This is a genomic window from Microcella pacifica (assembly GCF_009371975.2).
GTDB classification, from domain to species: Bacteria; Actinomycetota; Actinomycetes; order Actinomycetales; family Microbacteriaceae; genus Microcella; species Microcella pacifica.
In genome coordinates this window covers 95,088-109,027 of the sequence record NZ_VIKT02000006.1, presented here as the reverse complement: position 1 = coordinate 109,027, position 13,940 = coordinate 95,088, and the positions used below count along the sequence as shown (strand labels likewise).

Here is a 13,940-nt window from a genome sequence, read left to right as displayed (position 1 = left end):
CGTAGCGGCAGGGGGCCGCCTCCCTCGGGGCACGGCGCGCCCGAAGGGCGAACACCGCGCAAGAATGATGAAACCGAATCAGTCCCGAATGAGCGTCGCGACAGCCTCGACGTGGTGCGTGTGCGGGAACAGATCGAAGGCCCGGATGCGCGCCAGCCGGTAGCCGTGCGCCTCGGCGAGAGCGACATCCCGTGCGAGCGCCACCGGATCGCACGCCACGTACACGAGTTGCGCGGGAGCCAGCCGACCGAGAGCGGCCATGACGTCGACACCCGCACCCGACCGCGGCGGGTCGAGCACGACAGTCGCGCCGTCGAGCGGCGAACGGTCTCCCGCGGTGCGCTCCTGCAGCGCCCGCAGCCAGCGGTCGACGCGGCCCGACTCGGCGCCGGCACCCAGCCACTCGGCGAGGTTCTCCGAGGCGTGATCGGTCGCGCGCGGGTCGGCCTCGACGCTCGTGATGCGCGTCGAGGGGCCGAAACGGTCGGCGACCGCCGCTGCGAGCAGACCCACCCCGCCGTACAGGTCGAGGTTCCCCGCCCGAGGGTCGAACAGCTCGACGTCCACGGCGTCCTGCACGGCGCGCGTGAGCGTCGCCGGAGCCTCGCGGTGCACCTGCCAGAACCCGGTGTCGTCGAGCGCGAAGGAACGGTCACCGACGCGCTCGTGGATGACCGTCGGCTTCTGCTCGCCGATGACGAGCCGCGCGTCCGAGCCGTTCGGCACGAGCACATCGACGGTGTCGAACCCCGAGAAGCGCTCCTCGAACGGCGTCGCGGCCTGCACCGCGTCGGTCGCGAGCGGAGCATCCGTCACCGGGATCACCGTGTGCGAGCGCGCCGCCATGGGCCCCAACCGGCCCTCCTCGTCCACGTGCAGGCGGATGCGCGTGCGCCAGCCGAGACCGCCACGATCGTCGTCCCCGGGCAGAGCCTCCACCTCGACATCGACCTCGAGGCCGGCCATGCGCTGCAGGGCCTCGACGAGGATGCCGCGCTTGAGCTCGCGCTGATGAGCGAGTGCGATGTGGCCGAACTCGGCGCCGCCCGCACGGCGACCCGGCGGGTTCTCGATGCCGGCCGCGCTCCACACGTGGGGTCGACGATGCTCGCTCGGCTCGAGCACCTCCACCGTGTCGGCGCGCCAGAAGCTCTTCTTGCGGTCGTCGCTGATGCGCGCTCGAACCGTCTCGCCCGGGATCGCGTCGCTCACGAACACGACGCGGCCATCGAGGCGCCCGACGGCGACACCGCCGTGCGCCATGCGCTCGAGCGTCAGCTCGACGTCACGGCCTGCATTCTCTCCCACAGTGCTCCTCACCCACGCTGCGCTTCTCGATCCACGCTGTTCAGCCAATCCCACCAGCCTACGAGGCCAGCGCAACTCGGGGGCGATCGAGTGTGAGGGTTCGCCCAGGTGCGTAGCATCGGCAGGGTGCGCCTGTACCTCGCCTCCACCTCCCCGGCCCGCCTCGCCACCCTCCGCGCTGCGGGTATCGAGCCCGTCGCGATCGCACCGGGCGTCGACGAGGAGGCCGCCGTGGCCGAGGCGGAGGCGCGCACGGGCCGCGCCCTCGAGCCAGCCGAGCTCGTGCAGCTGCTCGCCCGGCTCAAGTGCGAGGCCGTCCTCGATCCCGAGGTGCTCGCCGCCGCCGGCCTCGAACCGGTCGACCTCGACGGCTTCCTCTTCGGCGGCGACTCGGCCTTCGAGCTCGACGGCACCATCTACGGCAAGCCCCACGAGCCGCACATCGCCCGCGAGCGGTGGCTGCAGCAGCGCGGGCGCAGCGGGGTGCTGCACTCGGGCCACTGGCTCATCGACCACCGCGGCGGTGCGGTGCGTGCGGCGGTGGGCCGAGCATCCCGTGCCGTCGTGCACTTCGCCGACGACATCGAGACGTACGAGATCGACGCCTACATCGCTACCGGCGAGCCGCTGAAAGTCGCCGGAGCGTTCACGATCGACGCGCGCGGGGCCGGATTCATCGACCGCATCGAGGGCGACCCGCACACGGTGGTCGGGCTGTCGATCCCCCTGCTGCGCCGACTCGTGCACGAGCTCGGCGGGCGCTGGACGGAGCTCTGGAACCGCTGAGCCGTCGACTCGCGCAGCGTAGTCGCCAAGTGCTCGCGCATCCTTTTGTGGACCATGCCCAAACCGCGGCGCCCCGCCCGGCAATAGGCTGAGGGATCATGGCCCGCATCAGCAAGGTTCTCATCGCCAATCGCGGCGAAATCGCCGTCCGCGTCATCCGCGCCGCCCGCGACGCCGGTCTCGGCACGGTCGCCGTCTACGCCGACCAGGATCGGGATGCCCGGCACGTGCGCCTCGCCGACGAGGCGTACGCCCTCGGCGGGTCGACGAGCGCCGAGACGTACCTCGTCGTCGACAAGATCCTCAGCGTCGCCCGCCGCTCGGGCGCCGACGCCGTGCACCCCGGCTACGGCTTCCTCGCCGAGAACGCCGACTTCGCGCGCGCCGTCATCGACGCCGGGCTCATCTGGATCGGGCCCAGCCCCGAGGCGATCGAGAAGCTCGGCGACAAGGTGAGCGCGCGGCACATCGCCGAGAAAGTCGGTGCGCCCCTGGCGCCCGGCACGCTCAACCCCGTGAGCGGCGCCGATGAGGTGCTCGCGTTCGTCGACGAGCACGGCCTGCCCGTCGCCATCAAGGCCGCGTTCGGAGGCGGCGGCCGCGGCCTCAAGGTCGCCCGCACGCGCGAGGAGGTCGCCGAGCAGTTCGACTCGGCCACCCGCGAGGCCGTCGCAGCCTTCGGCCGCGGGGAGTGCTTCGTCGAGAAGTACCTCGACAAGCCGCGCCACGTCGAGACCCAGTGCCTCGCCGACGCGCACGGGAACGTCGTCGTCATCTCCACGCGCGACTGCTCCCTGCAGCGCCGCCACCAGAAGCTCGTCGAGGAGGCGCCCGCGCCGTTCCTCACCGAGGAGCAGACGTCGTTGCTGTACTCGTCGTCGAAGGCGATCCTGCGCGAGGTCGGCTACCTCGGTGCCGGCACGTGCGAGTTCCTCATCGGCTCCGACGGTACCGTCTCGTTCCTCGAGGTCAACACGCGCCTCCAGGTGGAGCACCCCGTCTCGGAGGAGGTCACGGGCATCGACCTCGTGCGCGAGCAGTTCCGCCTCGCCGAAGGTGAGGAGATCGGCTACGACGACCCCGTCGCCCGCGGGCACTCAATCGAGTTCCGCATCAACGGGGAGGACCCCGGGCTGAACTTCATGCCCATGCCGGGCCCCGTGCACGCCCTGCGCTTCCCCGGCGGCCCCGGAGTGCGCGTCGACTCGGGTGTCACGACCGGCGACGTCATCTCGGGCGCGTTCGACTCGCTGCTCGCCAAGCTCATCGTCACCGGCAAGACGCGTGAGGATGCCCTCGAGCGCTCCCGCAGGGCCCTCGCCGAGTTCGAGGTGGCCGGCCTGCCCACCGTGCTGCCCTTCCACCGCGCGATCGTCGACGACCCGGCCTTCGCGCCCGCCGACGGCGCCCCGTTCACCGTCTTCACGCGCTGGATCGAGACGGAGTTCGACAACCAGCTCGAGCCCTGGAGCGGCTCGCTCGCCGAGCCGACCGCCGAGCCCGCACCGCGGCACACCGTGGTCGTCGAGGTCGGCGGCAAGCGGCTGGAAGTGTCACTGCCGGAGACGCTCATGCCGAGCGGAGCATCCCGCACCGCGACCGCCCTCGCGGCACCGCCCAAGCGCCGCACGGGCGTCGGCGTGGCGGCGGCCGCCGGCGGCGACGCCGTCGCGAGCCCCATGCAGGCGACCGTCGTGAAGCTCGCCGTGACGGAAGGGGACCACGTGGTGGCGGGCGACCTCGTGGTCGTGCTCGAGGCTATGAAGATGGAGCAGCCGATGACCGCGCACAAGGACGGCACGGTCAGCTCGATCGGCGTCTCGGTCGGCGAGACCGTCGCGGGCGGGCACGTGCTGCTCACCATCGCCGACGCGTAGGCCGCCGCGCCGAGCCACCCCGCAGCGCGGAGTGCGCTACTCGCGGGCGACGTGCATCGCGCGCGCAGCATCCGTGATGCCGCCCGAGAGGGAGGGGTACACGCTGTAGGCGCGCGCGAGCTGGTCCACCGTGAGCCGGTGCTCGACCGCGAGGGCGATCGGCAGGATGAGCTCGGAGGCCCGCGGGCCCACCACGACCCCGCCGATGACGGTGCCCGAGGTCTTCGCGGCGATCAGCTTGATGAAGCCGTCGGTGACGCCCTGCATCTTCGCGCGCGGGTTCGTCTCGAGCATGAGCTTGTGCACGATGCCGCGCGTCTCGCCGTCCTCGATCTGCTTCTGCGAGAACCCCACGGTCGCGATCTCGGGCGACGTGAAGATGTTGGATGTCACGTTCCGCAGCTTGATCGGCGTGACCGCGTCACCCATCGCGTGGTACACCGCCGTGCGGCCCTGCATCGACGCGACCGAGGCGAGCGGCAGCGAGTCGGAGCAGTCGCCGACCGCGTACACGCTCGGCATGGAGGTGCGCGCCACCCGGTTGACCTTCACGTGCCCCGAGTCGGTGAGTTGCACGCCCGCCTCCTCCAGGCCGATGCCAGCCGTGTTGGGCACCGAGCCGACGGCCATGAGCACGTGCGAGGCCTCGAGCGTCTCGCCGTCGGTGAGCGTCACGGTGACGCCCTCGCCCGTGTTGACGACCGACTGGGCGCGCGAGTTGGCGAGCAGCGTCATGCCGTTGCGGCGGAACACCGCCTCGATGAGGGCGGCCGCATCGGCGTCCTCCCCCGGCAGGACCTGGTCACGGCTCGAGACGAGCGTGACCTTCGCGCCGAGCGCCGTGTACGCCGAGGCGAACTCGGCGCCCGTCACGCCCGAACCGACGACGATGAGGTGCTCGGGCACGTCGGGCAGCCCGTAGAGCTGAGTCCAGGTGAGGATGCGCTCGCCATCCGGCTTCGCGGTCGGCAGCTCGCGCGGTGACGCCCCGACGGCGACGACGACGGTGTCGGCGTCGCACTGGTCGAAGTCCTTGCGCTTGCTGCCGCTCCCGGCCGAGACGACGACGCGCTGCGGCCCCTCGAGGCGCCCGTCGCCGATGATGATGCGCACGCCCGCGGCCTCCAGCTGCTCGCGCATGTCGTCGGACTGGTCCTGCGCGAGCCGCAGCAGCCGCTGGTTGACCTGCGTGAGGTTGACGGCGACCTCGGGCTTGGACGCGCGGCCCGACTCGCCGCGCGCGAAGAACTGCACGCCCAGGTCGGTGGCGTCGGAGATCGCGGTGGCGGCGTCGGCCGTGGCAATGAGCGTCTTGGAGGGGACGACGTCGGTGAGCACGGCGGCGCCTCCGACGCCGACGCGCTCGATGAGGGTGACGTCGGCGCCGAGCTGCGCGCCCGTGAGGGCCGCCTCGTAGCCGCCGGGGCCCCCGCCCAGGACGACGATGCGCTGCGTGCGGTCGAAGGAAGTAGCCATTGCTCCATTGTGGCACCGAGCATCCGGCGTCTCTCGTTCAGCACCGCCTGCGCGAACGCGCGCGACTGAGCACAGCCCCGCTCACCCGCGCATCACTACCATGAGGGCATGTCCCACCACGCACCGCACAACCCTCTCGACGACCCCTCCGCCGACCCGTTCGAGGTCGCCGCCCAGGCTGCCGCGCAACTCGCCGAGGTTACCGGCGTCGAGCGCCACGACATCGCCCTCACCCTCGGCTCCGGCTGGGCGAAGGCCGCCGACCTCATCGGCGAGACGACGCACACGATCGCCGCCTCCGACATCGCCGGCTTCTCGAAGCCCGCGCTCGAGGGCCACGTCGGCACCCTGCGCTCGATCCTGCTGCCGAGCGGCAAGCGCGCCCTCGTCATCGGCGCCCGCACCCACTACTACGAGGGCCACGGCGTTCGGCGCGTCGTGCACTCGGTGCGCACGGCGGCCGCGGCGGGAGCATCCACGATGATCCTCACGAACGGCGCCGGAGGCATCAAGCCGCACTGGACCCCCGGCACTCCCGTGCTCATCAGCGACCACCTGAACCTCACGGGCGACTCGCCCCTCGAGGGGGCCACCTTCATCGACCTGACCGACCTCTATTCGCAACGGCTGCGCGACCTCGCCCGCACGGTCGACGCCGACCTCGACGAGGGCGTCTACGTGCAGAACCGCGGGCCGCATTACGAGACTCCCGCCGAAGTGCAGATGGCGAAGACGCTCGGCGGCCACATCGTGGGCATGTCGACGGCGCTCGAGGCGATCGCCGCGCGCCAGGCGGGTATGGAGGTGCTGGGCCTCTCGCTCATCACGAACCTCGCGGCGGGCATCTCGCCGAACCCGCTCAGTCACCAGGAGGTCATCGAGGCAGGTCGGGATGCTGAGCCGGTGATCAGCGCCCTCCTCGCGCGCATCGTGGCCGAACTGTAGGGCCGGGCACCATGACGCACCTCGACGACGCCAAGAACTGGCTCGCGCAAGACCCTGACCCGATCACGCGAGACGAGCTCGCAGCCCTCATCGACGGCGCCGAGCTCGGCGAGGCGACCGCGATCGCGGGGCTGCGCGACCGCTTCGGCTCACGGCTCGCGTTCGGCACGGCCGGGCTGCGCGGCGAGCTCGGCGCTGGGCCGAACCGCATGAACCGCGTGCTCGTCGCGCAGGCGGCCGCGGGGCTCGCGCGGTTCCTCCTCGACCGGGCGGACCGCCCCGAGGGCGGCGCACCGAGCGTCGTCATCGGCTTCGACGGCCGTACCAACAGCGACGTGTTCGCGCGCGACAGCGCCGAGATCATGGCGGGCGCGGGCGTGCGGGTGACCCTTCTGCCGCGCATGCTGCCGACCCCTGTGCTGGCCTTCGCCGTGCGCCATCTCGACGTGAGCGCGGGCGTCATGGTGACGGCGAGCCACAACCCGCCGCGCGACAACGGCTACAAGGTGTACCTCGGCGACGACGACCAGGGGGCGCAGATCGTGCCGCCGAGCGACGGGCTCATCCACGAGGCGATCCTCGAGGTGGCCCGCAGCGTCGCCGTGGGCGACCTGCCCCGTTCGAGCGAGTTCGAGGTGGCGGGCGAGAGCGTGCTCGACGCGTACGTCGAGCGCACGGCGGCGATCGCGGGTGGCGAGCAGCGCGAACCCTTTGTGGCTGTGCCCTTCGTGTACACCCCGATGCACGGCGTCGGGTGGGAGGTCTCCCAGCGCGTCTTCGCCGCCGCAGGCCTGGGCGAGCCGACGGTCGTCGCCGAGCAGGTGGAGCCCGACGGCGGCTTCCCGACCGTGTCGTTCCCCAACCCGGAGGAGCCGGGTGCCCTCGACCTCGCGATCGCCACGGCGAACCGCGCGGGCGCCGAGCTCATCATCGCGCACGACCCGGACGCCGACCGACTCGCGGTCGCCGTGCCGCGCCCCGAGTCGGCGACGGCGGACAGCGCCGGATGGCGGCGTCTCAGTGGCAACGAGGTCGGCGCCCTGCTGGGATGGCGGGCCGCGGAGCGTCTGCAGCGCGAGGGGCAGGACGGCGCACTCGCAGCATCCCTCGTCTCCTCTCCTGCTCTCGGTGCGATCGCGCGCCACTACGGCCTCGACTACCGCGACACGCTCACGGGCTTCAAGTGGATCTCGCGCACCCCCCGCCTGCGCTTCGGCTACGAGGAGGCGCTCGGCTACCTCGTGAACCCGGGCACCGTGCGCGACAAGGACGGCATCTCGGCCTCGGTCGAGTTCCTCACGATGGTCGGCGAGCTCGCCGCGGCCGGCCGCACCCTCACCGACCGCCAGAACGACTTCGACGCTCTGTTCGGGGCGTTCGCGAGCGCCCAGGTGTCGCTGCGGGTGACCGACCTGAGCCGCATCGGCCAGATCATGTCGGCTCTGCGCGAGCAGGCGCCCGCCGAGATCGGCGGCGTGCGGGTGAGGGAGGTCGACGACTTCATCCGCGGCTTCGGCGACTACCCGCCCGGCGACATTCTGCGGTTCTGGATGCACGGCGGCGCCCGCGTCATCGTGCGGCCGAGCGGCACCGAGCCCAAAGTGAAGGTCTACATCGACGCGTCGAGCGAGCAGGGCTCGGTGACCGAGCGCCGTGCGGCCGCGCAGGCCGAGGTCGCCGCGCTCGAAGCCGGCATGCGCGCCCTCGTCGCCTGAGCCGCGGCACCACGCTCCTCCGCGACGCAGAGCCTAGGGTGGAGGGGTGACCCGCGCCCCGCTGCTGCCGCCCGCCGTCGCGGGAATCTGGTTCGCGGCGCTGCTGCTGTGGTCGGCGGGGCTGGGGGTCTCGGCGCTCGCCCTGCCCGGCGGCTCGACCCTCACCTCGGTCGCCGTGGCGCTCGGCGCGGTCGGGCTCGCCACCCTCTACAACCGCCGCGGCGCCGACCGGCTCGACCGCACGGCGGCGGTCGCGACGATCGTCATCTCGACGGCGAGCGCGCTCGCCACGGTGGGCATCATCGCCCTCATCAACGTGGGCCCCGCTCGACCGATCGGCACTCTCGACGTGGTCTCGGCCGCGATCGTGACCGTGACGGCGGCTGCGGCCGCCGCATCCACCTCGGTGCTCATCCGCCCGCACGTCGACGCGTTCGCCGCCCACATCTGGGCGGGCATCGGCGGGGTCGGCCTCGGCGTGCCGCTCATGGTCGCGGGCGTCTCGCCGGCGTTCGTCATGGCCGCCGCGGTGGGGCTCGGCATCGCCGACCGTGCGCACTACGCGCGCGTCGCCCGCGAGCTGGAGGTTCGCGCGCAGATCGAGCGCGAGATGATCGAGCGCGGCCAGGCGCAGGGGCGCAACATCGGCGTCTCCGGGCTGCCCGGCCTGCCGCTGTTCGTGACCGCACCAGCCGATACCCGCCCGTGGTCGCGCCGCGAGCGCCGGGCGACGATCGCCCTCGGCATCGCCGCGCTGACCCTTGTCGTCGTCGCGTGGACGGTGGGCATTGTGCTCGCCGAGGAGGGCGTGCTGCGGCAGGGCCAGGGCTTCGCGGTCGCCTCGCTCGGCGCCGCGGCACTGCTCGCGCAGTCGGTGCTGCTGCTGCGCCGTTGGCCCGAGCTGCGCGTGGTCGCCTGGGCCAGCATCGGGATGCTCGGCATCGCCTCGACCGCCATCATCGTCTCCCCCGCCGACGCCGTGTACTTCTCGGCGCTCGCGCTGCAGTCCGTCGCGGTCGCCCTCGCCGTGGGGTGGTCGCACCACGCCGTGCGCGGTTCCGGCCCCGCCGGAGCGGCGATGGTCGCGACGACCGCGGCGATCGCGTGGTGGATCGGCATCGCGAGCACGGGCGGAATCCTGCTCGCCTTCGTCGCCGTCGTGACGGTGCTCGTCTCGCTGCGCAGAAAGGTACGCCCATGACCACCGCATCCCCGACTCCCGAGCCCTCGGGCTCTGACGCGGACTCCCTGCTGGAGCGCATCTCCCGCGCGCCGGGCCGCAGAGCCGGCATCGTCGCGGCCGTTGTGGCCGTCGTGCTCCTCCTGGTGCCCGCGCTCGAGCTCGTGCTCCTCGACGAGAGAACTGACCCGGTCCCCGCCGTGCAGATCTTCCTAGGGCTCAATGCGATCGCGCTGCTCGGCTTTCTGCCGCTCCTGCACGCGGCGCACGCCGCGACGGCGCGCACCGGACGGCCCGGCTGGCTGCTCCCGGTCGCCTACCTCGTGCTGCTCATCCGACCGGTCGTGCTCGTGATCGAGATCGCCAACGCCCCGACAGCGGTCTTCGCCGGCCTCGGGTTCTTCTACGCCCTCCTCGGCACCACGGGCGTCGCCGCGGGTCTCGCCGCGGTCGCCCTGCAACCGACGCACGACGCTCAGGGCGAGCCGGTCGGCAGCCCGCTGCGCTCCCTCGTCGTCGGCGTCGGCGCGGGGCTCCTCGTGGCCCTCACGCTCTTCGCGTTCGCCCCCTATGTCGCGCCCCTGACGGCTCTCGGCCTCGCGGTCGCCCTGTCACTGCGCAAGCCGCCGCTGCCACCGGACCCCTGGGAGCAGCGCGGCGAGAAGGACTAGAACGGACAGCCTTCCTGAACTTCGGAGTGACATGAGCCTGGTTCGCCCCACTCCGAAGTTGTGGAAGGGGCGCAACAGTGCGGAACGAGCGGGGCCCGCTACCCGACCGCGTCGGTCAGCTTCTGCGTGAGCTCATCGGTGTCGAAGTAGTTGTGCACGACGACGACGTCGGCGTGCGTGCGCCCGATCGCCTCGACGAACTCCTCGCTCGTGAGGATCACCTGGGCGTCGGCGGCGACGCGCGCGACCGAGTCGATGTCAGCGGCGACCACGGTCGCGGTCACGCCGAGCCGTTGCAGCACGCGCTCGGCGTTCACCTTGAGGATGCCGCTCGAGCCGATGCCGGCACCGCAGATGGCGACGATCTTCACGCCGACACCTCCCTGACCCGCGGCATCACGACACGCGGCGTCATGACACTCGGCGGCCTTCGAGGATGGCGCGAGCATCCTCACGATTCGTCGCTCGGGCGAGCGCCTGGATGGCCGCCGAGTCGTTGAAGGCGTTCGCGAGGTCGGCGACGGCGCTCAGGTGGGCGTCGGCGGCGACCCCGGCGAGGCCGATGACGACGGAGACCGGGTCGTTGTGCGCGTGACCGAACTCGACCGGCTCGGCGAGCGTGACGACCGAAAGTCCGTCCTGGCGCACCTCGGGGCCGGGGCGCGCGTGCGCCAGAGCGAGGCCGGGCGCGATGACGATGTACGGGCCGTGGGTCTCCACGAGGCGCAGCATCGCCTCCGTGTACTCGGCGGTCGTGCAGCCGCTGTCGACGAGGGCGTCGCCGGCCAGGCGCACGGCGGCGCGCCAGTCGGCGGCGTGCGCCTGCAGCACGATGGCGCGGTCGGCGAGGGAGGGCAGACTCATGCGTGCTCCTCGAAGCCGGCGATGATCGTGTCCATGAGCGCCTCGCGGTCCTCGACGGGGAGGAAGGCCGCCTGGGCGGCGTTCAGCTGCAGGGCGAGGATGTCGTCGAGGTCGTAGTCGAAGGTCTCGGCGACGAGGCGCAGCTCGCGGCTGAGGGTCGTGGCGCTCATGAGGCGGTTGTCGGTGTTGACGGTGACGCGGAACCCGAGCTGGGTGAACAGGTCGAGCGGGTGGTCCTCCATCGCGTCGCCCCACGCGGCGATCGCGCCGGTCTGCAGGTTCGAGCTGGGGCTCGTCTCGAGCGCGATGCCGCGGTCTTTCACCCACTCGGCGATGCGGCCGAGGCTCGCGCGCGTCATCTCGCCCTCGTCGACGAGCGTGATGTCTTCGAGCAGGCGCACGCCGTGGCCGAGGCGCAGGGCGTGGCCGTCGCGCAGCGCCCCGCGGATGCTCTCGATGCCGTCCGCCTCGCCGGCGTGGATCGTGACGGGGAAGAACTCGTCGGCGAGCAGCTCGAACGCGTCGCGCATACGAGAGGGCGGGAACCCTGCTTCGGCGCCCGCGATGTCGAAGCCGACCGTGCCCGTGTCGCGGTGACGCAGCGCGAGCTGGGCGATCTCGAGGCCGCGATCGGCGTGGCGCATGGCGCTGACCAGCTGGCCGACGCGGAGGCTCGTGCCGGCGCCGCGCGCCGCCTCGACGCCCTCGTCCAGGCCCTGCTGCACGGCCTCGACTGCCTCGTCGAGGCTCAGGCCCTGCTGCAGGTGCTGCTCGGGGGCCCAGCGGATCTCGCCCCACACGACGCCATCCGCCGCCAGGTCTTCGACGAACTCGCGGGCGACGCGCACGAGGGCGTCGCGGGTCTGCATGACGGCGATCGTGACGTCGAACGTCGTGAGGTACTGCACGAGCGACCCCGAGTTGGCCTGCGTGGCGAACCACTCGCCGAGCGACTCGGCGTCGGTGGCGCCCGCGGGAAGCTCGTAGCCGATCTCGGCCGCGAGCTCGACGATCGTCGCGGGGCGCAGGCCGCCGTCGAGGTGGTCGTGCAGCGACACCTTCGGCAGCGCCTCCAGGGCGAGGTCGGTGCCGGGAAGGAGGTTCTGCGTCGCCGTTGTCATGCTCCCAACCTACCGGTCGTTACCTCCCTGTGACCCCCGGTATCCACCCGAGTGCCTGCGAGATGTCTCGGGCGGCACTGCGAGCCTGTTGCACGACCTGGGTGTGCGCGACGGTGCTGAAGCTCGTGCTCACGTACGGCACGGTGAGCGCGGCGATCGTCGCGCCGGTAGCACCGCGCACGGCGGCCACGACGTCGGTGATGCCGGGCTGCAGAGCGTCGGCCCGCACGAGCTCGTCGCGGTCGCCCGCGAGCACCTCCCCCGTCGCGGTGCCCGCGACGTCGAACAGCGCGCCGACCCGCACCCGGTAGCCGAAGTCAGCGGGCGACTCCACCTGCGCGACGACCCGTACGCGGTCGCCTTCGAGCACGGCGAGGTTGCACGACTGCCGCACGCTGTCGGCGAGCTCGCGCATGATCGGCAGCGCCACGGCCTCCAGGCCCCGCAGGGGCGCATGCCGGTGAGCGAGGTCGAACAGCCGCGTGCCGAGCAGGTACCGACCGCCACGCTCGCGCACGAGGTAGCCGCGCCTCTCGAGGGAGACGAGCACGCGGAATATCTGACCGACACTGCGCCCCGTGGCCTCGGCGATCTCCGACTGCGCGAGCCCCGCTGGCTCGTCGGCGAGCAGCTCGAGAATGTCGAGCGCCTTGTCGAGCGCCGGTACCGCGTAGCCGGGCTGCGTCACCGGTCCGCGCCCATGACGGCGAGCATCCGTCTGGCGATATCGCGATCGATGTCGTCGGGCACCGGCTGGGCGCCGGGAGCGAGCGATGCCGCGCTCGTCGCGACACGCTCCAGGGAGAGCGCCTGCAGCAGGAAGCCGAGGTCCATCGCCTCGAGCGAGTTGCCCTTGGGCTCGCGCCCGGCGAGGTTGACCATGCGACCCTCGGCGAGCAGGATCACGTGGCGCCCACCTGGCAGGTCCACGCGCTCGATCGCCTCGTCGAGCACCGTGCGCGCGGTGGACCGCGCGTACAGGGCGGCCACGTCGATCTCCCAGGGCACGTGACCGGCGTTGGCGAGCACGGTGCCGTCGGCGAGCCGGTCGAGCACGGCGGGTGTGACGACGTCGGGATGCCCGGTCGCGGTGACGACGACCTCCGCCCACTCGGCGAGCTCCTCGATCGGGCCGACCCGGTAGCCGTCCCACGCGGCCTCGAAGGCGACGAGCTCGTCGATCTCGGCGACGGCGACCTTGCCGCCCATCGCCCGCAGGTACTGCGCGATGCCGCGACCGCACCAGCCGTAGCCGGCGACGAGGAAGCGTCGGCCGGCGAGGCGCAGGTTGGTGATGCGCATGAGGCTCTCGACGACGGACTGGCCGACGGAGTGCTTGTTCTCGCCGATCGCCTTGAGGCGCGAGTCGTTGATGACGAGCATGGGGAACGGGATGCTCTGCGCAAGCTCGGCGCGCAGCCGCAGCCCTCCGCTCGTCGTCTCCTCCGTTCCGCCGATGATGCCGGTGCCGCCCGTCGGGTCTCCCCCGGAGACGGCCGCGGGGTCGACGCGAGCGGCGGCGAGCGCGGCGAGGTCTGCCCCGTTGTCGAGCAGGATGCTCGGCCGCGCCGCATCGACGGCGGCGACGTTCGCGTGGTGGTCGTCGAGGGTGTCGGCGCGCCGCCCGTGCACGGTCATGCCGAGGGTGCGCAGGTAGGCGACCACGTCGTCCTGCGTCGAGCCGTGGTTGCCGGTCGCGACGATCTCGGCGCCGCCGGTCTGGAGGGTCTCGAGCAGCACCGCCGTCTTGGGCTCGAGGTGCAGGCTCATGCCGATGAGGTGGCCGTCGAAGGGTCGGCTCGCCGCGAGGGCGTCGCGCGCCTCGGCGAGCAGGGGCATGCGCGAGCGGATCCAGTCGATGCGGGCAGCGCCGCGGGCGGCGAGCGCCGCCGAGTCCGGCGCCTCCGCTGCGCCGTGGTTGATGCGGGCGGGTCTGCTCGTGCTGCTGTCCGTGCTCATGAGCGCACTCTACACAGGTGCAAGACGCTTTCATATAT

13 protein-coding genes are annotated in these 13,940 nt (G+C 72.3%); 6 read left to right on the top strand and 7 right to left on the bottom strand.

Features of this window, described 5'->3' with window-relative positions; translation table 11 throughout:
- Nucleotides 1-78: 78 nt before the first annotated feature.
- Entirely contained in the window at nucleotides 79-1,308 is a 1,230-nt protein-coding gene (locus tag FK219_RS05180; RefSeq protein ID WP_152582325.1) for a class I SAM-dependent RNA methyltransferase, read from the bottom strand.
- Nucleotides 1,309-1,434: 126 nt separating this feature from the next.
- Here FK219_RS05180 and FK219_RS05175 point away from each other — a divergent pair, with 126 nt between their 5' ends.
- Nucleotides 1,435-2,094, top strand: coding sequence for a Maf family protein (locus tag FK219_RS05175; RefSeq protein ID WP_152582324.1), 660 nt, complete (start codon nucleotides 1,435-1,437; stop codon nucleotides 2,092-2,094).
- Nucleotides 2,095-2,192: 98 nt separating this feature from the next.
- The gene (locus FK219_RS05170) at nucleotides 2,193-3,971 is read left to right on the top strand and encodes an acetyl/propionyl/methylcrotonyl-CoA carboxylase subunit alpha (protein WP_152582323.1); all 1,779 of its coding nucleotides are present in this window, start codon (nucleotides 2,193-2,195) and stop codon (nucleotides 3,969-3,971) included.
- 36 nt (nucleotides 3,972-4,007) lie between these two features.
- Here the strand turns inward: FK219_RS05170 and FK219_RS05165 are convergent, their stop codons facing one another.
- The gene (locus FK219_RS05165) at nucleotides 4,008-5,447 is read right to left on the bottom strand and encodes an NAD(P)H-quinone dehydrogenase (protein WP_152582322.1); all 1,440 of its coding nucleotides are present in this window, start codon (nucleotides 5,445-5,447) and stop codon (nucleotides 4,008-4,010) included.
- Nucleotides 5,448-5,555: 108 nt separating this feature from the next.
- Here FK219_RS05165 and FK219_RS05160 point away from each other — a divergent pair, with 108 nt between their 5' ends.
- Genes FK219_RS05160 through FK219_RS05145 form a run of 4 tightly spaced genes read left to right on the top strand, consistent with a single transcriptional unit; the run spans nucleotide 5,556 to nucleotide 9,958 of the window.
- Nucleotides 5,556-6,392: a purine-nucleoside phosphorylase gene (locus FK219_RS05160; protein WP_152582321.1), complete on the top strand. Its 837-nt coding sequence runs from the start codon at nucleotides 5,556-5,558 to the stop codon at nucleotides 6,390-6,392.
- Between the two features lie 11 nt (nucleotides 6,393-6,403).
- Nucleotides 6,404-8,107, top strand: a complete 1,704-nt coding sequence (locus FK219_RS05155; RefSeq protein ID WP_152582320.1) for a phospho-sugar mutase — start codon at nucleotides 6,404-6,406, stop codon at nucleotides 8,105-8,107.
- 46 nt (nucleotides 8,108-8,153) lie between these two features.
- A complete protein-coding gene (locus FK219_RS05150; protein WP_152582319.1) occupies nucleotides 8,154-9,308 on the top strand; it encodes a hypothetical protein in 1,155 nt (384 codons plus the stop codon).
- Nucleotides 9,305-9,958 carry a hypothetical protein gene (locus FK219_RS05145; RefSeq protein WP_152582318.1) on the top strand — a complete coding sequence of 218 codons (654 nt, stop codon included), beginning with the start codon at nucleotides 9,305-9,307 and terminating at the stop codon, nucleotides 9,956-9,958. Before FK219_RS05150 ends, FK219_RS05145 begins: the two co-directional genes overlap by 4 nt.
- A gap of 98 nt (nucleotides 9,959-10,056) precedes the next feature.
- Here the strand turns inward: FK219_RS05145 and FK219_RS05140 are convergent, their stop codons facing one another.
- From FK219_RS05140 to FK219_RS05120, 5 genes are read right to left on the bottom strand one after another with little or no spacing between them, the layout of a single operon-like run.
- Complete coding sequence (locus tag FK219_RS05140) at nucleotides 10,057-10,329, bottom strand: PTS sugar transporter subunit IIB (RefSeq protein WP_152582317.1); 273 nt, start codon at nucleotides 10,327-10,329, stop codon at nucleotides 10,057-10,059.
- Between the two features lie 40 nt (nucleotides 10,330-10,369).
- Nucleotides 10,370-10,822: a PTS sugar transporter subunit IIA gene (locus FK219_RS05135; RefSeq protein WP_152582316.1), complete on the bottom strand. Its 453-nt coding sequence runs from the start codon at nucleotides 10,820-10,822 to the stop codon at nucleotides 10,370-10,372.
- On the bottom strand, nucleotides 10,819-11,943 hold the full coding sequence (locus tag FK219_RS05130) for an adenosine deaminase (RefSeq protein WP_152582315.1): 1,125 nt from the start codon (nucleotides 11,941-11,943) through the stop codon (nucleotides 10,819-10,821). Before FK219_RS05130 ends, FK219_RS05135 begins: the two co-directional genes overlap by 4 nt.
- Nucleotides 11,944-11,962: 19 nt before the next feature.
- On the bottom strand, nucleotides 11,963-12,631 hold the full coding sequence (locus FK219_RS05125; protein ID WP_152582314.1) for an IclR family transcriptional regulator: 669 nt from the start codon (nucleotides 12,629-12,631) through the stop codon (nucleotides 11,963-11,965).
- Nucleotides 12,628-13,902, bottom strand: a complete 1,275-nt coding sequence (locus FK219_RS05120) for an adenosylhomocysteinase (RefSeq protein ID WP_152582313.1) — start codon at nucleotides 13,900-13,902, stop codon at nucleotides 12,628-12,630. Before FK219_RS05120 ends, FK219_RS05125 begins: the two co-directional genes overlap by 4 nt.
- Between the last annotated feature and the right edge of the window lie 38 nt (nucleotides 13,903-13,940).